General features: G+C 40.0%; 19 protein-coding genes. 3 read left to right on the top strand and 16 right to left on the bottom strand.

Annotated elements, in window-relative coordinates; translation table 11 throughout:
* Nucleotides 1–4 precede the first annotated feature (4 nt).
* Complete coding sequence (locus tag IEW05_RS00760; RefSeq protein ID WP_188534867.1) at nucleotides 5–1,315, bottom strand: cytosine permease; 1,311 nt, start codon at nucleotides 1,313–1,315, stop codon at nucleotides 5–7.
* A 39-nt stretch (nucleotides 1,316–1,354) separates the two neighbouring features.
* Complete coding sequence (locus tag IEW05_RS00755; RefSeq protein ID WP_188534865.1) at nucleotides 1,355–1,936, bottom strand: TetR/AcrR family transcriptional regulator; 582 nt, start codon at nucleotides 1,934–1,936, stop codon at nucleotides 1,355–1,357.
* Nucleotides 1,937–2,342: 406 nt separating this feature from the next.
* Between IEW05_RS00755 and IEW05_RS00750 the strand changes: the two genes are divergently transcribed.
* Nucleotides 2,343–3,872 carry a flavocytochrome c gene (locus IEW05_RS00750; protein ID WP_188534863.1) on the top strand — a complete coding sequence of 510 codons (1,530 nt, stop codon included), beginning with the start codon at nucleotides 2,343–2,345 and terminating at the stop codon, nucleotides 3,870–3,872.
* A gap of 59 nt (nucleotides 3,873–3,931) precedes the next feature.
* Here IEW05_RS00750 and IEW05_RS00745 read toward each other — a convergent pair whose 3' ends face one another.
* The 6 genes from IEW05_RS00745 to IEW05_RS00720 form a co-directional block, all read right to left on the bottom strand.
* Nucleotides 3,932–5,158: an MFS transporter gene (locus tag IEW05_RS00745; protein ID WP_188534861.1), complete on the bottom strand. Its 1,227-nt coding sequence runs from the start codon at nucleotides 5,156–5,158 to the stop codon at nucleotides 3,932–3,934.
* Nucleotides 5,155–6,444 (bottom strand): CehA/McbA family metallohydrolase, encoded by a 1,290-nt coding sequence (locus IEW05_RS00740; RefSeq protein ID WP_188534859.1) that lies wholly within the window; start codon nucleotides 6,442–6,444, stop codon nucleotides 5,155–5,157. Before IEW05_RS00740 ends, IEW05_RS00745 begins: the two co-directional genes overlap by 4 nt.
* Before the next feature lie 16 nt (nucleotides 6,445–6,460).
* On the bottom strand, nucleotides 6,461–7,309 hold the full coding sequence (locus IEW05_RS00735; protein ID WP_188540631.1) for a carbohydrate ABC transporter permease: 849 nt from the start codon (nucleotides 7,307–7,309) through the stop codon (nucleotides 6,461–6,463).
* A gap of 27 nt (nucleotides 7,310–7,336) precedes the next feature.
* Nucleotides 7,337–8,212, bottom strand: a complete 876-nt coding sequence (locus IEW05_RS00730; RefSeq protein ID WP_188534857.1) for an ABC transporter permease subunit — start codon at nucleotides 8,210–8,212, stop codon at nucleotides 7,337–7,339.
* 94 nt (nucleotides 8,213–8,306) lie between these two features.
* Complete coding sequence (locus IEW05_RS00725) at nucleotides 8,307–9,731, bottom strand: extracellular solute-binding protein (protein WP_188540629.1); 1,425 nt, start codon at nucleotides 9,729–9,731, stop codon at nucleotides 8,307–8,309.
* Nucleotides 9,732–9,733: 2 nt separating this feature from the next.
* The gene (locus IEW05_RS00720) at nucleotides 9,734–10,780 is read right to left on the bottom strand and encodes a LacI family DNA-binding transcriptional regulator (protein ID WP_188534855.1); all 1,047 of its coding nucleotides are present in this window, start codon (nucleotides 10,778–10,780) and stop codon (nucleotides 9,734–9,736) included.
* A gap of 452 nt (nucleotides 10,781–11,232) precedes the next feature.
* On the opposite strand from IEW05_RS00720, the gene IEW05_RS00715 reads away from it, so the two are divergent.
* Nucleotides 11,233–11,871, top strand: a complete 639-nt coding sequence (locus IEW05_RS00715; RefSeq protein WP_188534853.1) for a TetR/AcrR family transcriptional regulator — start codon at nucleotides 11,233–11,235, stop codon at nucleotides 11,869–11,871.
* Between the two features lie 79 nt (nucleotides 11,872–11,950).
* Nucleotides 11,951–13,132 (top strand): YhgE/Pip domain-containing protein, encoded by a 1,182-nt coding sequence (locus IEW05_RS00710; RefSeq protein ID WP_188540627.1) that lies wholly within the window; start codon nucleotides 11,951–11,953, stop codon nucleotides 13,130–13,132.
* Between the two features lie 92 nt (nucleotides 13,133–13,224).
* Here IEW05_RS00710 and IEW05_RS00705 read toward each other — a convergent pair whose 3' ends face one another.
* The 8 genes from IEW05_RS00705 to IEW05_RS00675 form a co-directional block, all read right to left on the bottom strand.
* A complete protein-coding gene (locus tag IEW05_RS00705; RefSeq protein WP_188534851.1) occupies nucleotides 13,225–14,385 on the bottom strand; it encodes a cobalamin-independent methionine synthase II family protein in 1,161 nt (386 codons plus the stop codon).
* A gap of 291 nt (nucleotides 14,386–14,676) precedes the next feature.
* Nucleotides 14,677–15,963 (bottom strand): glycoside hydrolase family 18 protein, encoded by a 1,287-nt coding sequence (locus tag IEW05_RS00700; protein WP_188534848.1) that lies wholly within the window; start codon nucleotides 15,961–15,963, stop codon nucleotides 14,677–14,679.
* Nucleotides 15,964–16,186: 223 nt separating this feature from the next.
* Nucleotides 16,187–17,176, bottom strand: coding sequence for a tRNA dihydrouridine synthase (locus IEW05_RS00695; RefSeq protein ID WP_188534846.1), 990 nt, complete (start codon nucleotides 17,174–17,176; stop codon nucleotides 16,187–16,189).
* Nucleotides 17,177–17,344: 168 nt separating this feature from the next.
* Nucleotides 17,345–17,500, bottom strand: a complete 156-nt coding sequence (locus IEW05_RS25545; RefSeq protein ID WP_194434077.1) for a hypothetical protein — start codon at nucleotides 17,498–17,500, stop codon at nucleotides 17,345–17,347.
* A gap of 183 nt (nucleotides 17,501–17,683) precedes the next feature.
* Nucleotides 17,684–18,439 (bottom strand): hypothetical protein, encoded by a 756-nt coding sequence (locus tag IEW05_RS00690; RefSeq protein WP_188534844.1) that lies wholly within the window; start codon nucleotides 18,437–18,439, stop codon nucleotides 17,684–17,686.
* Nucleotides 18,429–19,757: an SMEK domain-containing protein gene (locus IEW05_RS00685; RefSeq protein ID WP_188534842.1), complete on the bottom strand. Its 1,329-nt coding sequence runs from the start codon at nucleotides 19,755–19,757 to the stop codon at nucleotides 18,429–18,431. Before IEW05_RS00685 ends, IEW05_RS00690 begins: the two co-directional genes overlap by 11 nt.
* 209 nt (nucleotides 19,758–19,966) lie before the next feature.
* The gene (locus tag IEW05_RS00680; RefSeq protein ID WP_188534840.1) at nucleotides 19,967–21,769 is read right to left on the bottom strand and encodes an ATP-binding protein; all 1,803 of its coding nucleotides are present in this window, start codon (nucleotides 21,767–21,769) and stop codon (nucleotides 19,967–19,969) included.
* Entirely contained in the window at nucleotides 21,753–22,910 is a 1,158-nt protein-coding gene (locus IEW05_RS00675) for an SIR2 family protein (RefSeq protein WP_188534838.1), read from the bottom strand. The genes IEW05_RS00680 and IEW05_RS00675 overlap by 17 nt, the downstream gene beginning before the upstream one ends.
* Between the last annotated feature and the right edge of the window lie 817 nt (nucleotides 22,911–23,727).

Genomic DNA, 23,727 nt, shown 5'->3' with positions numbered 1-23,727 from the left:
GATGTTATCCTTTCTTGGTCATGATTCTGCCAACGATCCATTGCACGATAAAGGCAAACATAAACGCATCTAAAGCGGGAACACTCGTCACTTGGAACCATCCGAAACCGTCTGGCGCTGCAGTTGTCATAAACGCGAACAACGTAGCTGCAACCCACACGACCAAGGAACGAGCGATCCAATTTTTATTGCGATCGATACCTTCAAAGGTGAATTTCTTGCGATCGACGAGCAAATATTCTGCTGTGTAGATCCCCCCGATTGGAGAGACAAACACCGTAATGATATTTAGGAAAGACAAAAACTTATCATAGATGCCGAATACGGCAAGTAACGTAGCAATAATACCCGCAATAACTGTAATCAGCTTTTTCGGTACTTTTTTAAACACGACAGAGAACCCTAACGAAGCAGAGTACAAGTTACTCGTATTTGTCGTCCATTGTGCCAGCGTTAAGACAATAATCGCAGGAAGCCCAAGCCCGAGCGCGATGAAAATATTCGTTAGGTCATCTGTGTCCATCACTCGAGATAAGAAGATCGCGATGATCGTCATGAAGCTGTTACCAACAGCGAAGCCAATAAAAGCTGCCGTTACGGCATGCTTCGGTGTACGTGCCCAACGAGCGATGTCAGGTGAAAGTACCGTACCCACAATAAAGATACCAATGACAAGCGAGATCGCTGTTCCCATTGGAATCGGTGAACCACTAATCGGTTCCCAAACAGCCGAAGTCCCTTTCGTATGGAAAGCTGTAAATATAGCAATACCGATGAAAATAATCAGTAACGGTACGGACCAGACACTCAAACGTTCAATAGAGCGATATCCCCAAATGGCCGTCGACATCATCAGCAATCCACCGATAAAGGAAAACACGCCTAAAGACAAATCAATATCCCAAATTTGATGAAAAGCGGTCTGCATATTCGAAGCAAAGAAACCGACCTGTACCCCGAACCAACCCAGTGAAAAAATACCTAGCACTACCGATACGATCAGTGCTCCCTTGTTACCGAATAGAAAGCGCGTGATCATCGACGTCGATAATCCCGTTTTCGCGCCTACATAAGCACATAATGCTCCGATCACGCCTAGAATCAACGACCCGATAATCGTCGCTGTGAGCGATTCCGTAAGATTCATTCCATTACCAAGTTGAGCTCCCAAGAACATCGCTGATAAATCGATCCCAATGGCGATCCAAACGAGTGCCATGGACAGCCATTTCTTCCGCATATGATCTGGAACGGGCTCTCTTTCATAATCTCCTGAACTCGTATTATCGTTCTTTACTTGAACTACTTCTTCCATTTTCTGCATCCCCTTGTTGTCCAATCTTGTCCTCTATCTCTAAGAGCACGCACCTCTCCAATACATTTCAAATGCATGGTTCAGTTTACGCTCATAAATTCCCTTCGAAGTATAATAGAAATACTGCATGCTTAATCCGTCCATCAAGTTGAGAAAGGCGTCTGTGAGAAGCTCCACAGATTGATTCCGAATAACTCCCTCTTCTAACCCTCTTAAGATAAATTGTTCGATGACTTTTGTTAGCTGCTCATCTGAATGATGGAACGCATCCTCAATCGTCTCCTTCAGGAACACTGGTGGGAACACCACATACCTTAGCACAAGCAAGCTCGCTTCTGGATTCTGCTGATAGAATTCATATTGTCTTAATAGAATTCCATGAAGACTATCCTTCACACTCAGCACCTTCTGTTCATCTGACAACTGCTGCACATACGAATTGTAGGACTCCATCGCCTCTCGAAAGACCGCCATGAACAAATCCTCTTTATTTTCAAAAAAGGCATAGATCGCCGGGGTCTTCACGCCAACTTCCTTGGCAATTTCAGAAAGGGCCGTACCTTCATAACCCTTCTCACCGAACAGCTTCATCGCCACATTTTTCAACTTATTTTTAGTCAATGATACTTCCCACCCCAAATTTAATTAACGTTAATTAAGTGAAATTATACATCTAGATGCATAAACATTCAATAGTTAATCTGAATAATAATTCAATTCTAGTTGCATCTATTGCAGCGATTGTATTGAACAAGATCTTGGCATGCGCAAATTAATGGATAAAGCTACCTCCAGAATTTGCAAGATATGTATCCTATTCAGTTAGAACTTTTCCGAACATACGCATGAAATAAACTTTTTCCAGAAAGTTATTCATTGGTTTGTGATTATTTTCACTATCAAAAGTATGATCTTATATTAAAATAAAGACCGCTAAAAGAGCTAAGAAGCGAACGTGTAAGGAAATATCTTCCTTCACTAGCCTCTAAGTATTCAAAAAAAAAAAAGAAAGATTGAGGGATTAAATATGCAGAAGAAATTAACAACAACCTTGATTTTGGTTCTCTCTTTCGTGCTCCTGATGTCTGGATGCGGCAGTGATAACCAGAGCCAAAACACGACTCAAGACAATGCAACACAAACTGAAACGAATGAAACGGAAGCTGTGTCAGGAGCTTCGCAAGCGAGTTATACTCCGATCGATCAACTGAAGGATAAATATGATGTCATCATCATTGGTGCAGGCGGTGCGGGCATGACTGCTGCACTGGAAGCAAAAGAAAACGGCATGAACCCTGTTATATTCGAAAAAATGGCGGCTGCCGGCGGAAATACCAATAAATCTTCTTCCGGTATGAATGCTTCTGAAACAAAATTTCAACAAGAGCAAAATATCGAGGATAGCAATGATCTATTCTATAAAGAGACTTTAAAAGGTGGTAAAAATACCAACGATACCGATTTGCTTCGTTATTTCGTAGACCATTCTGCCAGCGCAATTGATTGGTTAGATTCCAAAGGAATTTCTCTGAACAATCTTACAATTACAGGCGGTATGAGTGTAAAGCGTACACACCGTCCTGAGGATGGTTCCGCAGTTGGACAATTCCTTGTCAATGGCTTGGTGAGAAATGTTCAAGAACAAGATATTCCACTTTTCGTTAATGCTGACGTAAAGGAAATTACTGAAAAAGACGGTAAGGTAACCGGCGTTAAAGTTCTACTCAACGGAGAAGAGGAGAAAACAATTGAAGCAAGTGCTGTTATCGTCGCAACTGGCGGATATGGCGCAAACATGGAGCTCATTGCTGAAGTTAGACCTGACTTGAAAGGATTAGTAACCACGAACCAAGAAGGTAGCACAGGTGACGGTATTAAGATGATTGAAGCACTTGGCGGTACAACAGTCGATATGGATCAGATCCAAGTGCATCCAACTGTACAGCAAGAACAATCCTATCTCATCGGTGAAGCGGTTCGCGGTGAAGGCGGTATTCTCGTTTCCAGCGAAGGCAAACGTTTCACGAATGAATTGGATACTCGTGATAATGTAACAGCTGCAATCAATAAACTACCAGAAAAATCAGCATATATCGTCTTTGATTCCGGCGTAAAATCTCGTGTAAAAGCAATCCAGCAATATGAGGAAATGGGCTTTGTGATTCAAGGGGATTCGATCGAAGCGTTAGCGAAAGAAATTAATGTTCCTGCAGATCAACTGCAAGCAACACTCGATACATGGAATGAAGCAGTGAAGAATAAAGAAGATGCGGAATTCGGCAGAACAACGGGGATGGACAACGACTTGTCCACCGGACCATTCTATGCCATCAAGATCGCTCCAGGAATTCACTACACGATGGGTGGCGTAAAGATCAATACAAACACTGAAGTGCTAACTACAGATGGTCAACCCATTCCGGGACTGTTTGCGGCAGGTGAAGTGATAGGCGGCTTGCACGGTTCTAACCGTATCGGCGGCAACTCTGTTGGAGATATCATTGTCTTCGGCTATCAAGCTGGCGTTAAAGCTGCTGAATATGTAAAAGCACAATAATAAATCAGGCTGACTCAAGAGGATGCATGTGATCCTGCTGGGTCAGCCTTTTTATCTTATTAACTCTTAGCGGATGCGACTTTCCAAACAAGTAAGAGAGGTAGCAACCCGACAAGGAAAATCATCCCCAAGAACAATACTAAAGTCAATTCGGGGTCTGTCCATTTATACAACATGACAAGCATCCCGACACTTGAAATACGGCCTACACTGAGGGCAAATTCTCGCCATACGACCAGCTCCGTGCTGATTTTTCCGCCCAGGTCAAATTGGTTAACATAGTTGTACGCTAGTGTATTGAAAGGTGTGTCGAAGATCGGCCTGCTAATCGCATCCATAATCCCATACAGGAGCAATGTACTCTGATTCATATGAATAGAAATACCAACCATGGACAGGCTGAACAAGGTCGTGCCCACGGCGAGCAATCCTCGATAGTGGTACTTTTGGGCAAATCGCCCTACCACATAAAAGCTGACAACAGACAACATGGTAGTCAGAAAAGCGAATTGTCCTGTTGTCCCTTCGCTTTGCGTCGATACAAAAACCCATAGGCCGATGGCAGCGGATAGTACGCCTTCGCGGAATGCCAACGCTACGAATGAAAATGTCAGACGTCGCCATTCAGCGTGTCTTAGTATCCCGAGCATGCTACGCACTTGGAACGGTTTCCGCGAAGTTTCATCAGGGAGCTGAAAAGAGGCCAACATGGATAACAGAAAACATAGGAATGCCGCACCAAATACGAGCGGATAACCAATTCGATCAGGTGTAGTAGAAACTGTCCAACCCGCTAGTAAAGGTCCCAGCATACCTGTGATAGAACCGATCATCCCATTCGCCCCGTTAAACCAATCCCGGTTCGACGGAGAGGTTAATTTGACCGTCAATACGTTGATTCCGAGCCAATAAAATCCCGCCCCGACACCGTATAGCAAGCCAAGCTCTGGTATCCAATGAGCCGACTGCTCGCCGTACAAGAGGACCACCCCATAGAACGCAAGCTGTGTTATCGTCCCGATTACGATTGCACTCTTACGAGAGAACCGCTTACTGAACCACCCTGCAAGTGCGAAGGCTGGTAACCATGCCACGTATGAGACCAAGGTGAAGAGCAGTGTGATCGACATGTCTTGCGTCAACTTGTACCAATACACATTAATGAATAAACTTGACAGATTCAATCCTAATCCGTTTAACCCGTTCACAGATAATAACGTCTTTGCCGGCTTAGTCAATTGTGTACGAGCACTTACGCTGGTATCCGTGATTTCATGCAAATTCAAACTGATGCCCCCACCGTCAATCTCTGGATATAGATCGGATTAGTTAGGCAAGAAGTAATTGTTAAGTCCAAATCCGTCAGGTGACGGCTTGACTCCATGCGGTAGAACAAACGATCCACCTCAACAGGGAAAGAATATATTCCTTCGTTTGCTACGATCCATTCCTGCTCCAAACCGCGATCGGACCATAATTGCACTTTATCTCCTGCAGCACCGTTAATTTTCACTACTAGTTCATATTCCTTCTCTTTGTCCACGATTGCCGTATCTCCAACGCCAGCCTTCCCGATGGACAGATCGATGAATGTCTCGTCTGTATTGAACGAAAGTACAACTCGCCCTTGCCTGATCGCTCGCAGGATCTCCTCCTTCGATTCCGCTTTAGCACGAACATAAGTCGTAGGTGTTCCGTGTGCAACATAAGGATCAGGTCTGTGCGTGTCGCTCCCTCCGATCGCCACAAGCTTGCGTCCAGATACCAACTGCTCTTGCCACCAACGGACAGCGGCCTCATTTAGCGGACGCCACGGCCCATTCCACACTTCAATCGCATCGTATGGAACATCAAAGCCTAGCTCCCAAGGACAATCTGGGTCGAATGGATGATTTAACGAGACCAATGCCCCCTTATCCACCGCTCGTTGTAAAGTGGTCGTTGCATGTTCAGGTGTCAAAACCCGGAAGTCGTCCAGCGCATCCAGTTGCCCTAATAAATTAGCATGTCCCTTGTAACTCGTCAGTTCTACCCCGGGGATGAGCACAAGTTGATCGTCGGCTGCTAATGTAGACAAGTTCTGTGAGGCATTATTGTGATCAGTAAAGGCCATAAATTCAAGCCCTCTGTCCTTACCAGACTGAATCGCATCCGCGATCGAATAGGAACCGTCGCTGTGAACACCGTGCATATGCAAATCGCCCTTCATCCATCGCGGATGATTATGAACAAGCTTCAAGTTGATTTGCACCCTGCATCCACCCTCCGGCACACGATATGCACCTAACAGGACATACCATTCCCCTGCCGGAATGAAACCGGCCAGGTAGCCTGGTGTCGCCTTGTCCAGTCCAACGAAGAATGAATTTCTGGCCCCCCCGCTCCAGCCTACGATTCGTTCCGGCGAGCGTAGACCAATATCGATTACGGCTGTACCATCCGAACGTTCGTATGTATATTCCACCTCTATTCGTTCGATCTGACCTTCAACCGCGAATGGAACTTCGATGTAAGTCTTTTCTTCTTCATTAGCAATCCATCTATTTAAGGACAGCTTTGAGATAATCTCCATGATGTCTTCGCCCTCTCTATTCTTTGTTAGCACCAAGCATAAGTCCCTTCATGAAATACTTCTGAACGAAAGGATATATCGCTATCAACGGGATAATCGAAATCAGAATTCCAGCCATTCGAACGTTCGTAGTGACCAGAAAATTGCTCGAAGTGGCACTTGCTTCCGTGATCATTGATTTAAGTGCGACCTGTAATGTGATTTTGGAACTATCATTAATGTACAGTACCGGAGCCGATAACATGTTCCAACGACTTACAAATTCGAATAAAGTAATCGTAGCAAGTCCAGACTTCGCTAGACGAATGTACATCGTCGCGAAGATGCGAAACATTCCTGCGCCATCAATCTGCGCGGACTCGGACATCTCGTAAGGGACAGCCATGAAATAATTGCGCATAAGCAAGATCGAGAAACCGGAGACCATGCCGGATAACACAAGGGAACTCAGCGTATTAATGAGATGCAAATCTTTATTTACTAAGTAAAGCGGGATCATGATCGCATCTTGCGGAATCATCATCGTCAGCAAGATAAAAGAGACCATGAGCTTCTTGCCTGGCAAATACGGCTGAATAAGCACGTACCCCGCTAGGCTGCTTAATAAGACATGAAGGAACGTACCCGCGATGGTGACGATTACGCTGTTCATGAATGGCCGCCAAAGGTCTAAACTTTGCCATACTATCGTAAAACCTTCCACGCTAAAATCTTTTGGAAAAAGGATAATATCGGGCTGCATGGACGCCATTCCTGACGAGAAGGCGAGCGCAACTACATTAATAAAAGGGACAATCATCGTCAGCATTAGCAGCAACAGGAACATCACGTTCAAACAATCAAATAGCTTATTCTTCCAACCCATTCTCTCAAATCGTTCAATTCCCATTCGTTACACCTCGTCAAAACGAGTTATTTTTCTAACCATAACCGTGAGTAGTAAAGTGAATAATACAACGAAGAAGCTAGCAGCGGCCGCAGGTCCAAAACGAATTTCCATAATTCCTTTTTGGAACGTATACATCATAAGTACGTCGACCTTGGAAGTGATCGCCGGATTGCGCATGACAAATATCTGGTCAAAAATTCGGAGAAGTCCCAGTGTATTGAGCAGGAAAATAACTTTCATCGTGCTCATCAACTGCGGCAGTGTTACGTAACGAACCTGCTGCCACCGGGTCGCCCCATCCATTCGCGCGGCTTCGTATAACGATGGGCTGATCGCCGCAATGCCGGCCAAGAACAAAATACAGTTGTAACCCATGTCCTTCCATACAGCCGATCCAATCATAATGCTTCTTGCCCAGGACTCATCCGCCATGAAATTGATCGGATTCATACCGAATATATTCACCAGCAGCATATTAACTAGCCCAGTATCCGGGGATAGGAGAAAAATGAAAATCCCTCCGATGACAACCCAAGATAACAAATGCGGAACGTACAGCAACATCTGTGCGGTTTTCTTGAACCAACTCTTCATAACTTCGTTCAAAGAGAGGGCAATGAGCAACGGGGCGATAAAACCAATGATGAGAATCCCCCCGCCAATATACAGCGTATTCCATAACGCATCCCAGAAACTCGGATCATGGATAACCAGATCATAATTGTCTAAGCCGATATAAGGCCGCTCACCCATAAGTTTGTAGTCCTGAAAGCTAGTCTGTATCCCTTTCACAAGCGGATAATAAGCGAACATCGCGAAATATACGACGATTGGAATCATCATCATGTAGAACATGGCGTTTTTCTTGATTATTCTCATTTTCTCTTCGCTTCCTCCTCAACAATGAACTCCGGTTATGGACGAGGAAGCTGGAACAACTTCCTCGCCTGCCTGATCGGCGATTACCGGATTATTAGTCGATTAAGTTTGCGCCTTTCAATTCTTTTTGCATTTGGGCGACTGCATCCTTCGCTGCCATCTGACCTGACATAGCCTTAAGTGCGTAATTATTCACGATTTTCTCAGCATCCGGCCAAGTAGATAAGGAAAGCTCCAATGTTGCATATTGTTTGGACAATGCCATTGCATCTTCAACGCCCGGTAGTGCAGGAAATGGCGATTTAACCGTCGAGTTGTACCAATAAGGAACACCATGATCCATGTTTGCGGTTTCTCCGATTTCTGTAAGTGTATATGCGCCGTTATCTAAGGTGTAGTCAAAATCTTCGACCCCGAGGCTCCCTAACGTAATCCCTTCTTGCGTATTCCAGAACTCAAGGAACTTTTTAGCGGCCTCTGGATGAGGTGCATTCGCCGGAATAATCCAGAAATCTGGATCTCCGCGGCGCATCAGGATCGTGCCATCCGCAGCTGGAATACTTAATATTCCCTCCGCTTGGAAGGTCGTGTTCGGATCTTCTGTTTTCTTAAGATTGTTGAACATCCCAACCCATGCGTCCCAGTATGTAATCATGCCAACGCGATCGGTAAGAAACAAATTACGCATCTTGGCCGTGTCATTCGTAATGAAGTTAGGGTCCATAATTCCTTCCTTTACAAGCTTGGCAAACCATTCATACATCGGAATTGCAGCATCTGTAGCATAAGGAATCGTCCGCTTGCCTTCCTGCATGACGTACCTACTCTTCAGTCCAGCCGCGCTCATAATACCTTGGATATCATATAGTCCCGAAGTGCTCAATCCGTAAGTATTCGCTTTTCCATCCCCATCCGGATCGTCTTCCTTGAACGCCTTCAAGACAGTGTATAGCTCATCAAGCGTCTTTGGCTCCTCCAGATTCAGCTTTTCTAGCCAGTCTTTGCGTATAATAGGCATCGTCGCCCCTTGGAACTTGGAGAAAACACCATAAATTTTCCCATCTGGTCCTTTAACTTGCTCCCATTCTTCAGTTGGGATAACTGAAGGGTCCGATAGTACCGTGGAGTTTTGAACAAAATCCGATAGGTCTGTCACAACACCCTGATTGATGAAAACATCCAGCTTGGCCAAGTCGCTAATTTCAATCAAGTCGTACTTGGCTCCTGAACTAAGCGAGGTTAATACCTTCTGGTCATAGTCGCTTGCTGGCTTGTCCAGCGTGACGTCTAGACCCAATTTCTCGCTGAGTTCTTTCTCAAATTCGGCATTGCCTTCGGGTGTCTTGCCACCGACATTCCCCGTCAGAATCTCGAGTTTCCCACCATCAGCGCTTGCCGCTGGCGATCCGGTTCCAGACGCGTATGGTGAAGAATTCGCAACACCACTGTTATTCGTGCCACAAGCTGATAATAGGGTCGTTCCGGCTAATATCATAGCTATAACTGCGTTTTTCTTCATATTCACGAACTAATCCCTCCAAGGATAGTATTATGTTCTGCACATGAGCTACGGATAACCATTTCGGTCGGTACGATTGTTCTTTTGACACTCTTAACGTCTTGGGTCATTTGATCAATTAACATGGACGCAGCTTCCCGGCCTAAACGTTCAGCATGAAGGCGAACGCCAGTAAGCGGAGGTCCGAACTCTGGTGAGAATACCGAGTCATCACTGAACGCAAAAACTGACAGTTGATTGGGGATCTCAATTCCTAGTGCTTCCGCTGCTTTGTAAGCGCCAAGCGCCATTGTGTCTGTATCTGCGATGATTGCTGTGATCTCATGATTGTCTCGAAGCGCTTGAAGTGTAGTCTCATACCCAAAATCCAACGAGGAATTGTCCATGTCTGGTTTGAATACGATAAGATGCGACAACTGAGGCAACTCTGCTTCCTGCACGGCATTTAGGAACCCGCGCGCCCGGTCAACTGCAACCGTCCTGTGCTTCGGTGCATTAAGGAATAAGAAATTCCGATGACCGAGATCTAGCAAGTATCGGGTAATTTGCTCCGTCATACCCACGTTATCATTGTCCACGTAAGAGATGCGGTTCTCGTATTCTGGGGATGGTCTACCGATTATGACAACCGGTAATCCATCAGCTAATCGTTCTTCGATTCGCTGGTCATCGCTCTCTGGATCTAGCAAGATTTCTCCGTCGATGGGGTCAGTAACCATGTGCTCCACTTGGTTAAGATAAGATTGCGATAACGTATTAACGAGCAGCCTATACCCATGTTCATAACAAACGCTGAGAACTCCGTTAAGAAGAGATAAATGGAACTGGCTGAACTTGAATTTCTCTCCTTGAATATTGAGCCCGATAATGCGAGTCGACTTGTTGGTCAAACTTCGAGCCAGGTAATTGGGTTTATAGTTTAGCTCTTTGGCCGCAGCCAGTACACGTTCTGACACCTCTTTGCTAATTGGCCTTTTTTTGCTGAACACGCTTGAGACGGTGCCTTTCGAGACACCCGACGCTCTTGCAACATCATCGATGGTAGCCATAAGAAGAAATCCTCTCTTATCTTCTGCTCATGCAGAAATCTATTCATTCCCTAATCTCTCATACCATTAAACCGGTTTAATAAATGGGCTAGTTTTATTCCCTATTTCTCTACTTCCCTCCCCCCACACCTCTCTTTTATAAAGGATTATTCCTATGGGTTTCATATTAAACCGGTTTTGTAAGACGAATAATGGAAAAATGTAATTTCTCTGTAATCTTTATACCTTTTGATTTTATAGAGGATAGGAGATCACCCTGAGGGGAGTCGAAATTCAATTGGAGAGAATATTGTAATTACAGGGGCTTTAGGTGTAGGCGATTCATCGCACGACTTTAGTAGAAATTTATTTGTTAATGCAAACCAAGACTTTATTGTTGACGAAATCAATTCCAGATGTTATAAATATCCAGTAAGTAATTACTTACTCACTTAAATTTAGGAGTGAATACCTTGTCAAAAAGCAATTTATTTCATGAATTACATTTGCCAAATCCCGAAAAGCAAACCGAGAAACAGAAGCGGATTATCGAGGAAGCAATTAGATTATTTGCTGAAAAAGGCTATTCTAACACTTCTACAGCTGAGATTGCCAAATCAGCAGAAGTGTCAGAGGCGAGCATCTTCAAACAATATGGGACAAAAGACAAGTTGTTACTGTCCTTGATTATTCCCTATTTCAAAGAAATTTTCCCTGCTATCGCGGATGAGAAACTTAATGAAATTATGAGTGTTTCAGGTGATTTTGAAGGTTTTTTATTAGCTTTTCTCAAAAACCGTTCTGAATTCATTACAGAGAATAAGGAAATTTTCCAGGTTTTCATCAAAGAAGTTTTTTATAAAGATGAACTGAAAAATGAACTAATACCTTATTTTTCAGAAGTTGTTCCATCTCGCCTGCTGAAAATAATCGAATTTTATAAAGAGCGTGGTGAGCTTATTGATATCCCTAGCGATCAGATTTTCAAGATGCTCATTACGTTCGTTGGCGGATTCTTTGCTTCGCGCTTTGTGTTGTTGAATACGGAATCCGTTAGTGATAATGAGATCGCTGATGTAGTCCGTTTCATTATGAATGGTATTAAAAAGTAATCATGAAAGTGATTTAAGCTGATGCGGGATATAAATAATGGCCACTCTACAAATAAAAAGGAGTCAAACATTAATGAATATATTTAATAACAAATTATTTTTGTTAACGCCAATTATTTCACTCTTAGTTGTATTCATTTTCTGCCTAGCGCTTTTTCCATCTGTTCAAATTAAGCCAAAAAACTTACCTATCGCCGTTGTTAATGAAGACTTAGGAGTTGAAATCCCCAATCAACCAAAAATGAATATGGGTCAAACGATTGTTGACACGATGCAAAAATCGTCATCTTCAACAACTGGTGAGGATTCTATTGTTAAATGGGTGGAGGTAGAAAGTGCTGGTGAAGTGGAAAAAGGATTAAATGACCAGAAATATTATGCGGCAATTGTAATTCCACAAGATTTTAGTGAAAAGCAAGCTTCATTAAGCAGCCCGTCGCCTACTTCGCCGGAAGTTCAAATTTACATTAATCAAGGTATGAATGCTTCGGCTTCTACCATGGCAGGGCAAGTCCTCAATGGATTGATCGATAACATGAGCAACAATATTCGTACGCAACTTCTTGAAGGATTCAAAAAACAAGGAGTAACACTGACAGTAGATCAGGCCGAAAGTATAGCGACTCCGATTATCAAGAAAGTAACGAATGTCAATGAAATTGGTACGAATAGCGCAAACGGTAATTCACCTGTTACCTTATTCCAACCTCTTTGGATGGCTTGTGTTGTATGTGCATTGCTCTTCTATAACGCAACCAAAAACCTGACATATTATTCTCGAATGGAAAAAGTCACTTCGAAGTTGTCCCAGATAGGTATGGGAGTTGTTGTTTCATTAGTCATTGGATTTGGATTAACTTGGCTCGCGGAATACATGGTAGGATTGCATATCCCGCAATTTGCTGAAACAGCGATTTTCTTAAGCATCACGTTCTTTAGCTTTTTCTTAATGATCTATGCAGTTGTTTCCTGGGTTGGATTCCTAGCACTTCCGGTATTCGGTTTACTTCTGTTCTTTGGTGCACCATTACTGGCTCTCGCACCTGAAATGATGTCTCCGTTTTACCAAAACTGGGTTTATGACTGGTTGCCAATGCGATTTATGGTGAGCGGACTTCGAGAACTTTTCTTCTTCGGAAAAGGATTAAACTGGAGTTCAGTCGCAACTCTCACTTGGATTGGCTTAGTCAGCGCCGTTGTTATCCTTGCTTCTGTCTTAAAACCTCAGCGAGATAAAGTAGCGGTAAGAATTGAAGCTTAAAATCAAAAGCATGCGAGTCAACTTGTGATTCGCATGCTTTTTTTATACATATATTAGATCCGAAATTCCGTATGATAGGTATTAGTTAAATATTACTTACCCCAATACTGCTGGGCAATACGTTGTCCTTGGTTAATTTTCGCCCACTGTTCATCTTCAGATAATTCATTGCCGCCATCACAAGATGCAAAACCGCATTGATGAGAAAGCAATAATCGATCCTTGTCAATAATTTTTGATGCTTCATCAAGCATGCTAACTACACGAGCCTCATCGTCAAGCGTATTGGTTTTAGAAGACAACAATCCAAGTACAATTTCCGTTTCAGGTCTATCTTTGAATACCGCAAGTGCCTCAAGTGAGCCTGCACGTTCATCATCCCATTCAAGGAAAAAGCGATCATATTTAAGCTGCTTCAAGAACAGATTAGCAATCTTGGCATATGAGCCACCACCCATATTACGGGAATCATAGTTACCACGACAGTTATGAGTCCACATTCTCAAACCTAAGCTATGACCAAAATCAATTATTGTATTGTTAATGTCAATAAATTCTGTAGCTAGAGCCTGTACTTCCTCTTGATTGATACTCTCACCAGTATATGGAGAGTTGGGGTTATCATCTGCAAATAGCTCCCATAAGCAATCGTCGAATTGAAGGATTGTCCCTCCAGCAGTAGCAAATTCCTCTACAAATTCTTTATAAGCCTTAACAAGACCGTTTTTAAGCTCATGTCTATCCTTATAAACTGCATCTTTGCCACCAATGTTATCTGACCATGATAACTCACCAAAAATATGGGATGGAGAAGGTACGCACAGCTTTGTTTCACGGTCGCCAGCAAGGGCTTGAAGTTTTTTATATACATGAATAAAATGATGATTTTCCCCACTCAATTCGCCTGTAATACGCAAACCGATATCTTTTCGAGTCTCATATTTTGAAGTTCCATCTGTATCTCTGAAAAAATATCCATGATCCGCTATATAGCGGCTAATCCCTTGGAAGCCCCAAACAAAGTCCAGATGCCACATCGATTTGGAATATTCTCCATCCGTAAGAATGGATAAACCATTTTTAATTTCTTTGTCGACTACTGCCTGAATCGCATCAGCTTCAGATTGTTCATATCCTTGAAAATCTTCGTAAAAGGGATAATTGATATCATCACGGTGTTCAATTTGTTGTTTATATTCTAATAAATTCGACGGACGTAACAGACTACCTACGATTTGAAATCTATTGCACATGATAAAATCCTCCTCAATTTAGCAAAACGTCTTTTTGTAATGCTTTGATTCTAGCACGGAGGAATACGGTCTACGTAACACTTAAAAGCAATATCTGGTTATAGCTAAAAGCTATAGCGATGTAATCCTTTTGCTTCCATCCTAAATTCAATTTCCTTATTTTCCATCCTTTCTACCCCCTTATTAAAAACAGCTTTTTCTTTTTTATATGAAGAAGGGGCATCCCGAAGTCATTTACTGACATTTGGGACAGCCCCTCCTCTATTATGCTTATTCAAAAATAATCACTTACTATTTATTAATAGATAACTCATCCGCAATTTGGGTAACAATGGAGTTATCATAGTCACTGCCAAACTCCCAGAACATTGCGCCTCCTAAGCCTAGTTTTTTGACATAGTTCATTTTCTCTGTTAATCCTTTTGGCTCAATATAGCTCATAACAAATTGCTTTTTGTTATCATATACAGTTGCTATATACATTACTTTAGCATCTTCATCCCATTCTTTAGTGAAGCCATTTTTATTTTCTAATAAATCTTTTACACGTTTTAATCCAGGATCTTGTGAATCCAAGAAACCAGCTTTTTGTAATCTTTCTTTAATAATAGGATAATGCTCATTCATTCTAACAACCTGTGGGGTTGGTGCTGCAAATGCTAATCCTAAATTAATTTTTTCTGGTGGGCAACCATTTTTGATATAGTTCTGTACAGCCTTATCTACCCAATAACCTTCAATAGCATCTTTTGCTGGCCATTTCTTTGATGGGTAAAGAGCTGATCCAAAATAATTCGAATCATACTGGAAGTCATACGTCATAATATTGATAAAGTCTAGAATAGGTATAATTTTATCAAACTCTGTCCATGTACCATCTTTTCCACTAGCTTCTGTTCCTGTAAACAATGTATTTGCTGAGCCGGCAATCGTCAGAAGCTTATCCTTACCTATAGCCTTTCTTACTTCCTGTAACAATAACGTAAAGTTATGCTTATCTTCTTTTCTTGCCTTAATAGATCCCCATGCCCCATTTACAGGGTACTCCCAGTCTAAATCTATTCCATCTAAACCATACATTGCAATTACATCTTTAGTTGATTTAGCAAAGATCTTTCTTGCTTCTTCCGTTGCTGCTGCATCTGAAAAACCTCTAGCATCATAACCACCTATAGATAAAAGCACCTTTAAGTCTGGATTTTTTGTCTTTAATTCGTCCAATCTAGATAAATCTGATGCAACCTTAGTTGGTAAATAAATAGTATGAAGTTGTTCTGGTCTAAAATACTGCGGTGTCGCTACATCTGGATTAGTTTCTGGTCCAAACACTTCACCTGTCTCAGGATTTTTAACAGCCTTGTATTCCTCATTATAAATAAGTCCAAAAGAGTAATTTAAGTGGGTAATTTTTGTTACGTCAAGCTTTGAAATATCACTTCCTCTCTGAAACACATAACCAACATTTCTATACGCTTTAGGCTTAGTAACTTCTTTCGCTTGTACTCCAGATAAGCCTACTATAGATAATGAAAGCGCTAACATAGATGTCAACAACGTTTTTAATAATCTTTTCTTCATAACGTTCCTCCTAGGATAGTTATTTAGTATATGATCCAATTGTATGCTATGCATTAGAATTCCATTTCATTATTTTTGTATAAGGTGACGTCAAGAAATATGCATAAATGATTAGGATTAGTCTAAACGTAGCTAACGTCTTAAAACAAAAAAGGGGCCCCGATTTGTCGGGTGCCCCTTTGTCTTTACCGCAATTTTCCGGTGTTTCTCCAAACTCGGCAGCTTAATCCCCATGCTCCTCCGCCCCACTAAGCTCCCTGTTCCCAAATTCATCCAGCAGCGTACGTACTTCACTTGTTGACTTTGTGTTCATTAAGTTATTTCTTAATTCACTTGCCCCTCGAAATCCACGGACATATATTTTAAAGAACCTGGGAAGAGGGCTGAACGAACGTGGTTCAGGTATCGAATATTTATCATGGAGATCCAGATGCAGCCGTAGCAAATCAAGTAATTCTTCACTACTGTGGTCCCTCGGTTCCTTCTCAAATGCAAATGGATTATGAAAGATACCACGCCCAATCATAATACCATCCACACCGTATTGCTCAGCGAGCTTGAGGCCAGTCTGACGGTCAGGGATATCCCCGTTAATGGTCAGAAGTGTATCTGGAGCGATCTCATCGCGAAGCTTCTTAATCTCCGGAATCAGTTCCCAGTGAGCATCTACTTTGCTCATTTCCTCTCTAGTCCGCAAATGAATGGACAGATTAGCAATGTCTTGTTTCAAAATATGAGTTAACCAGTCGCGCCATTCGTCTACGGCACTAAAACCTAACCTTGTTTTTACACTGACGGGCAGGCCCCCGGCCTTTGCGGCTTGGATGATATCCGCTGCAATGTCTGGACGGCAGATGAGGCCGCTCCCCTTCCCATTCTCTGCTACGTTCGCTACAGGACAACCCATATTAATATCGATGCCTTTGAATCCTTCCTTTGTCATACCGATGCTCATTTGACGAAAGTATTCCGGCTTATCTCCCCAGATATGAGCTACAATGGGCTGTTCATCCTCTGTAAAAGTTAAACGCCCGCGCACACTATGGTGCCCCTCCGGGTGACAATAACTCTCTGAATTCGCAAACTCCGTAAAAAACACATCCGGTCTGCCTGCTTCACTTACGACATGGCGAAAAACAACATCCGTCACATCTTCCATGGGCGCCAGTATAAAAAAAGGTCGTGGTAAATCACGCCAAAAATTATGAATCATATCAAAAACCTCTCTATGAATATTAGGACAAATTCTTATCCCGTAGTGGTAAAACTAACCTGTTTATGCCCTTACAATATATCATAACCCCGAGAGTAGCATGTACACCCAATTTATTCAAAAAAAGGGGGAGCCCCTCCTTACTATTTTCTTCAATAGAACTCTATTTTACTTGTCCATTTGTACTAACACCGCTACACTCTCCACATGCACCGTATGCGGGAACATATTATCTTGGGATGTGATCTGTTGCAATCCGAAGAAACCTTGATTTGACGGGCTTTTTGGTATTCTCCTTCCGTTCTGAATGGTTGATGACCACACGTTTATGCTGATGTTTTACATCAATTTTACATCAACCATAATCTTTGACACGATGATTATCCATAATATAATGTGCCGTTAGATTGCACAGTTTGCTAACAGTATCCATTGATTCAGACGTGTGACCACGAAAGTACCAATCTACATTCCCATAAAGGAAAGCCCAACTTCAACAGAAACACCTCAAATATCTTCATTCAATCTGAATATTCTATTCAAACTCATTTCATTTTTATTTTGCACTTGTTCCCATAAAAATTCGGGAAGTTCATCGCAAGGGCACCATAAATAATCAGCAATAGTCCTTTGGGAAGAGGTAGACCAAGTATCACTACAAATTTCTAAACTTTGCTTATCAATAATAGCATAATTAATGTTTTTTTTATTATTCGTTCTGCCTGATGTTTTATCTAGCCGGTTCATCCATTCTTGCTGTTTATCAAAAAATGACTCGATATCTATCCCAGATTCTTCAAACAAGTTACTTTTCGTATTTATTGAGGAGAGTTTCGCTCTTAACTCTTCAAAACTAAATTTGTTCGTATGTAGGACTTTATAATATGAGTTCCAATCATCATCGAACACCCGATGTATTTCACCATAACTATCAGTTCTAACAACATTCCAAAAAGAATCGGTGTAAAGCTCCTCAGGCATCTCATGAATATCTTTCACTTTATTGAGATAAAACCCAAGAACATCTGATTCAGTGAAATCAATCTTGCTACTTAAATCCGTAACTCGATTACCGTGGTATGGATTAAAGTTGTGTCCACCAGCTGCCCCTACATGATGATAAACAGCAGAAATGATAATTTTATATCCAGGATTAAAGTTTGCATCTGTAAGAAAAGTATCTGATTCTTCAACTTGCAAAACAATATGTTTCACATACCCAAACCTTGTGTCATCCCACACCTTCACGAATTTAACTTTCATGTTGCCTCCCAAAAATATCAGAATAATACAGTTCAAACGTTTTGGAATATACTGAACTAATATTTAACTGGGTGGAAAAATTATCATAATAATCATAAGATAAAATATCTTTAGTACATTCATAAAGTTTTTTCCTTAATCCAATTAATTCACAAGAAAACATTTCCGCCAATTCAACATCAACAATAGACTTTCTATCGAATATTACTTTTATATATTCCCGCTTGTCGTCATCAATTAAACGTTTAATACGTTTTAATAAATAGCTATGCATCTCATTACTTACTTCGTTCTCTATCTTTGAATAATCCCTATCCTTCCATAGACTCTCAAGTATACTAAGTATATTCGAAAAAAAATGAAGTGAGTTGTTCATGATACAATCAACTATACTTTCTTCAGAGTTGTCATTAAACAGTCCCAGTGCACCAATAGACATATAATAGGACTCGTTCTTTTCTAAAAAACCATTCACACATGCTATAGTCGGTAACATGGTCTTGTGGTAGAAAGTATTTAGGTCAATTGATAAATCTGGTGCAAGGGCTGATACAGCATTAAATAAGGCCTCAATTGAATTTTCACTGTTGACACCTGATATTTTGTTTAATTCCTTCTGGTTTATTAAGTCAAATAGGCTTTTTAATCTTAATACAGTATCAGTTGAAAAGTTCCCCGTTAAAAAATTACCATCAAGGTCTTTCAGCCATATGTTTAAAAACAAATTTTTCAATGTCAAAATATTGATTGTATTAATTTTGCTTATAATCTTTGCACTATAGTGGCTGGTGCTACTCTCCCTTGCATTTTGAACTCCTCCAAATTCCATAGTAAACAACTTGTGTACAATACTGAACGAGTCAAAACTTAATTGTGAGATCGAGGTTAGCAATTTAACCTTATCTAAAATATCTTCCTGTGGTGCAAAAGAAATCTTATGTGGATTGGAATATTTATCACTTCGCAGCTTCTGTGCTTCATCTGCAATGAATAGAAACTTAATTTTATAGTTTTTCACAGCGTAATCTGAGATTATATCTTTAGCCAAGGTGCTCTCTATCTTTTGCTTAGTAGCCGTTGAAGATACTTGGATGACTTGTTTATTTACAGAATCGACTAAGTCGATTGCTGCCATATTTGCATTTGATATGTTAGCTGACTCCAACTGATATCCATACACACAGTTTAACAAGTCCCTATAAAATGTTTCAGCATGGATATTTAAGTCTAAAACATTTAATTTGCCGTTAGTTTTAATTCTATTAGATAATATTTCTAACCTTTCAGAAATCTCATTATAATATCTCTGCCTGTTCATTATCGGTATTCACCTCTCGGCCAAATAATGCCTATGATACATAACTAAATACTAACATATTGATTCTGACTTCCTTAACATTCAGGCTTAAATTACTTTTACCTGATCATATCTATATATAAGATCGTTCTGAGATTAAACATACCTTTCAAATTCTTACTCGCTGAACCTAACTAACCTTTGCACTGTGACCATACAAAAAGTCAGTATTATTGGCTCCAAATTTCTGACGGTAAATATGACTTAGTTACTTCCCCATACTCTTTTCCATCAATAATAATCTCCATTGGTATTGAAAAAGCCTCGCCAACTAATAAAGCTGATCCTGTCCTCAAAAACGATATTCTGGTTAATTGTGAATCATTTAGATAAGGTATGCTCTTCCTCATTTGGTCAAGATCGACATTGTTTCGTATTCTATGTAAAATGAAGTTGTTGCACTGTGATAATACTGTTTTAGATATTTCTCCTGGCCTTTGGCTGGCTAGTATCATGAAAACCCCGAACTTCCGCCCTTCCTTTGCGATCTGCTCAAATATCTTTGTTGATTTAATATTCTCCTCATCTTTTTCAGAGATGTACTTATGAGCTTCGTCAAATATAAAATGAAATAACTTCTTTTCACCATCGGCCGTGCGTTTTTCTTTTTGCTTCTTAAAAACGAATCTTAACAAATATCCCGAAAAAAACAACAAATCAGAATCATCCATACTTGAAAAATTAAGGATAGTAAATCCTTTATTGAAATCAATCATATTGCAAAAGTTTGAGATTTTAGTACTATCATCATCAAATATTGATTTAGAATATGTTGCTATTAAGTTCGAAATACGGGTCATTAATGTAGAGCAATATGAACGAACTTGGGAGTTGCCTTTACTTTCTTCGACCAAAAATGTCATGTCCATACCTATTTCTAAGTTTTTTAACTTAGTAATAGAGTATTCAGCAGATTCTAATAGTAAGCTGATCTGTTCCTTACAGTCTTCATATTCAAAAGACGATTTCTCTTTAATATATTCTTTCAAAGTTTCTTTAAAGGCGTTTTCATGGCTTCCTTGAAAATTAGCGTATTGAGGATTATAGTGTGCAAGAACTGTTGATATATTGGTATTATTAATATCTCTTAGTAAACCCATTATTTTTGTTCGTTTTGAAACAGGCTCCGTCTGGATATTATCGTATAATTCTAATGCACAATAAACTTTTATCCAACTGTGTAAATCAGCTGTGTTTTCTATTAAATTTGTCCACCGTAGACCATTTAATAAAATTGGATATTGTACTGCTGAGGATGGCTGTACTAAATTCACCCAGTCATCAACAGTTAAAGTATCCAGAGGAATTGATAACTCCTCTATAACATCTACCTTATTTGAAACTGAATTAGATATATTTCCGTATTCACCATGAACATCAAACACTACAAAATTAGCATTATTTATATTCACTCCAACTTGGGTAGCCGCATAATTTACTTCATTTAGTAACTTTCTTACAGTTGTTGATTTTCCTGAACCTGTATTTCCTAAAATACTCGTATGGTGTGTTAGAAATTTATCAATAGAAATCCTTGGACTGAAACTATTTTGAGTTGCTAAATACCCTAATGAAATACAAAAATCTGAATTTTCAGGTTGAAATATTAAGTTAATATCATGATTGATAGTTAGAAAAACATCACTTCCAATCATAGGGAACATAGACAAGCCAAACTCAAACTTTCCTTCGTAAATTTCACCTAGAGGAACGGCTTCGAAGAATGCTTTACCAGAGAACTTTGATATTTCATCATTATTATCAAAAGGTTTTTCCATCTCATATAAACTTGATAATTGATAAATAAATTTATATTCTTTTGACTTATGTATGGTTACTATAGTATTTATGCCATCACAAATATAGATATCTCCAAGAAAGTTGTTATTTATCTTAGTAGTATCAGGTACTTCTATTACTATTCTATTGGCAAACACCTTATTTACAACACCAATACTATTCTGCATTTTCATTTATTTCTCCACTTCCAAGATACTCTATCACTTTACTGAAATGATGTCCGTTTGCATCGCCACCATTGTTGCCACCTATAAAGTGAAGATTATGTTTTTCTCGGTGTTTTTCGATAAACTTAGCAGCATTTGTCTCATTCTTATTACCAAAAACAATTAATGTAAAATCTTCATTATTTAATGACTGTGATATTAATTGATTAATATGATCATCTGGAAAACCATATCCTAAGACAATCAATGTCGAATTCTTTTTTTGTAAGTTAATTGTAAATTCTCTGAAAAGTTCAGAGTACGGTGTTTGTTGGGTTTCATAATGTTTGTTCACGGTCGGATAGATCATCACATCCACGTGTTCATCTAAATTGACATTGCTTTGTACGATTTCTTTTAATTTATGATTAAACTTCCAATCAATCGATCCATGAATTTTATACAATTTTACGTAACGTCTCAAAGCATTCCACTTATCCTTGTACCTATTTTCATCATCCACTAACCTTAATCGAAATTCAGAAGGTTCAAAGGTTCTATTAATAGAACCACGGAAACCATTCGTGTAGTGAATCCCTAGTAACTCCATTGCTACCTCATTAAATAAATCATAATTTGTTGTAAATACGTTGATAGGCGATAGTTTTTTAAATTCTCTTTGAGCAAATATTCCGCTGTAAAACTTAAGGTAGTTCTCAAGGGATACCTTTGTTTTTCTATCATCACTATTTTGATCATCAAAGTCATTGTGATAGTTCAAATTAATTGACTTAAGCAATTCAATTTTTGTAGAGTTATATGCTTGCTCAAACTTTCTGAATTCAGAAGTATCCGGATCATGGAAAATCATTGCAGTTCTAAGCCAATTTAAATAACCTTCGATATCCTGACTATCCCCACCGAACTTTCCCAGTGCCTCTCTTACTTCAGCTAACTCTTTAACTTTATAGAATGTTTGACCCATTAAAGGAATTGCTGGTAGAGAACATCCCGACCCAATTAAAATATGAAGATTCTCACTATTAAACTGTAGATTTAATAGTGAAAAGATAAACTTTTTTTGGTCCTTAAAAGATTTATTAAAAAATATGTCTTCCCCATGTCTTATGTAATACATCTTGTTTTCAATAACACTTTCGCTTTCCATATATGGTAACACCTCTCACTAATAAACTCAGCATAAGAATAGGCCAATTTACCTAATAATATCACAATGGTATTTGGAAGTCTTTACCTCTTCTGAAGTGCCCATTTAATTAGAACCCAAGTAGATATCTCTCACTCATAATTTAACTAAAAACGAGTAATGGATTTACTAATGTTTTTTTGGAGTGTTAGCATGAATCTTGAATTAATTGATTCTCTGTAATAAATAACCTTCTTCGTATTCTTACAAAGGGACTTTCCGCATGATTATATAAATACAGATCTGTTTAACGCCAAGATAATCAGATACCTCCAAGGGTTTCTTGACGATAATGAACAGATGTCGGGTATCCCGGCGTTCCATGAACCTGATGCTTGAACATTGAATTTACTTTTCTCGACAAGTAGGGAATTCTATCTTAAAGCTTGATTTTGCTGGTGCCTCCTTCTTATCGAGACTAGACTGCAACCATAAAAAGTGGATTACAGCTGCCCGCACTAAAAACTCCTGTTCTTATCCTAGATGGGATTTGATTTAAATTTAAACAGATGCTAATGGTAATTGATGTATCGTTGTCATATAGCTTGGTCACTATCTCAGATATAGTTTCATGAAGTAGTAGAATAGCCTCCTGTTTTCCAGCACATGCAATTGGGGGATAACAAAAACTTTTCCGAAAAACTTAAAAAGAAGAGCAGCCGTGGAGATAAAAAAATGGTGGATTAGTCTCTGGAACGATCAAAATTACTCTAACCGTTTCTTAAAACATTCTAAAACGTGCAATTGAATGGAGAAGCGTAATCGGTCAGTGGTGTGC

Source organism: Paenibacillus segetis, from assembly GCF_014639155.1.
Classification (GTDB): domain Bacteria; phylum Bacillota; class Bacilli; order Paenibacillales; family Paenibacillaceae; genus Fontibacillus; species Fontibacillus segetis.
Note: the sequence above shows the minus strand (reverse complement) of the source record. Positions and strands in the feature narration are given on the sequence as shown.

What these genes read in the sequence shown, in the direction of transcription:
- IEW05_RS00750 (WP_188534863.1), top strand. Translation starts at nt 2,343, where the DNA reads ATGCAGAAGAAATTAACAACAACCTTGATTTTGGTTCTCTCTTTCGTG.
- IEW05_RS00690 (WP_188534844.1), bottom strand. Translation starts at nt 18,439, where the DNA reads ATGAAAGTTAAATTCGTGAAGGTGTGGGATGACACAAGGTTTGGGTAT.
- IEW05_RS00700 (WP_188534848.1), bottom strand. Translation starts at nt 15,963, where the DNA reads ATGAAGAAAAGATTATTAAAAACGTTGTTGACATCTATGTTAGCGCTT.
- IEW05_RS00730 (WP_188534857.1), bottom strand. Translation starts at nt 8,212, where the DNA reads ATGAGAATAATCAAGAAAAACGCCATGTTCTACATGATGATGATTCCA.
- IEW05_RS00685 (WP_188534842.1), bottom strand. Translation starts at nt 19,757, where the DNA reads ATGAACAGGCAGAGATATTATAATGAGATTTCTGAAAGGTTAGAAATA.
- IEW05_RS00725 (WP_188540629.1), bottom strand. Translation starts at nt 9,731, where the DNA reads ATGAAGAAAAACGCAGTTATAGCTATGATATTAGCCGGAACGACCCTA.
- IEW05_RS00705 (WP_188534851.1), bottom strand. Translation starts at nt 14,385, where the DNA reads ATGTGCAATAGATTTCAAATCGTAGGTAGTCTGTTACGTCCGTCGAAT.
- IEW05_RS00740 (WP_188534859.1), bottom strand. Translation starts at nt 6,444, where the DNA reads ATGGAGATTATCTCAAAGCTGTCCTTAAATAGATGGATTGCTAATGAA.
- IEW05_RS00760 (WP_188534867.1), bottom strand. Translation starts at nt 1,315, where the DNA reads ATGGAAGAAGTAGTTCAAGTAAAGAACGATAATACGAGTTCAGGAGAT.
- IEW05_RS00735 (WP_188540631.1), bottom strand. Translation starts at nt 7,309, where the DNA reads ATGGGTTGGAAGAATAAGCTATTTGATTGTTTGAACGTGATGTTCCTG.
- IEW05_RS00675 (WP_188534838.1), bottom strand. Translation starts at nt 22,910, where the DNA reads ATGGAAAGCGAAAGTGTTATTGAAAACAAGATGTATTACATAAGACAT.
- IEW05_RS00680 (WP_188534840.1), bottom strand. Translation starts at nt 21,769, where the DNA reads ATGAAAATGCAGAATAGTATTGGTGTTGTAAATAAGGTGTTTGCCAAT.
- IEW05_RS00695 (WP_188534846.1), bottom strand. Translation starts at nt 17,176, where the DNA reads ATGATTCATAATTTTTGGCGTGATTTACCACGACCTTTTTTTATACTG.
- IEW05_RS00720 (WP_188534855.1), bottom strand. Translation starts at nt 10,780, where the DNA reads ATGGCTACCATCGATGATGTTGCAAGAGCGTCGGGTGTCTCGAAAGGC.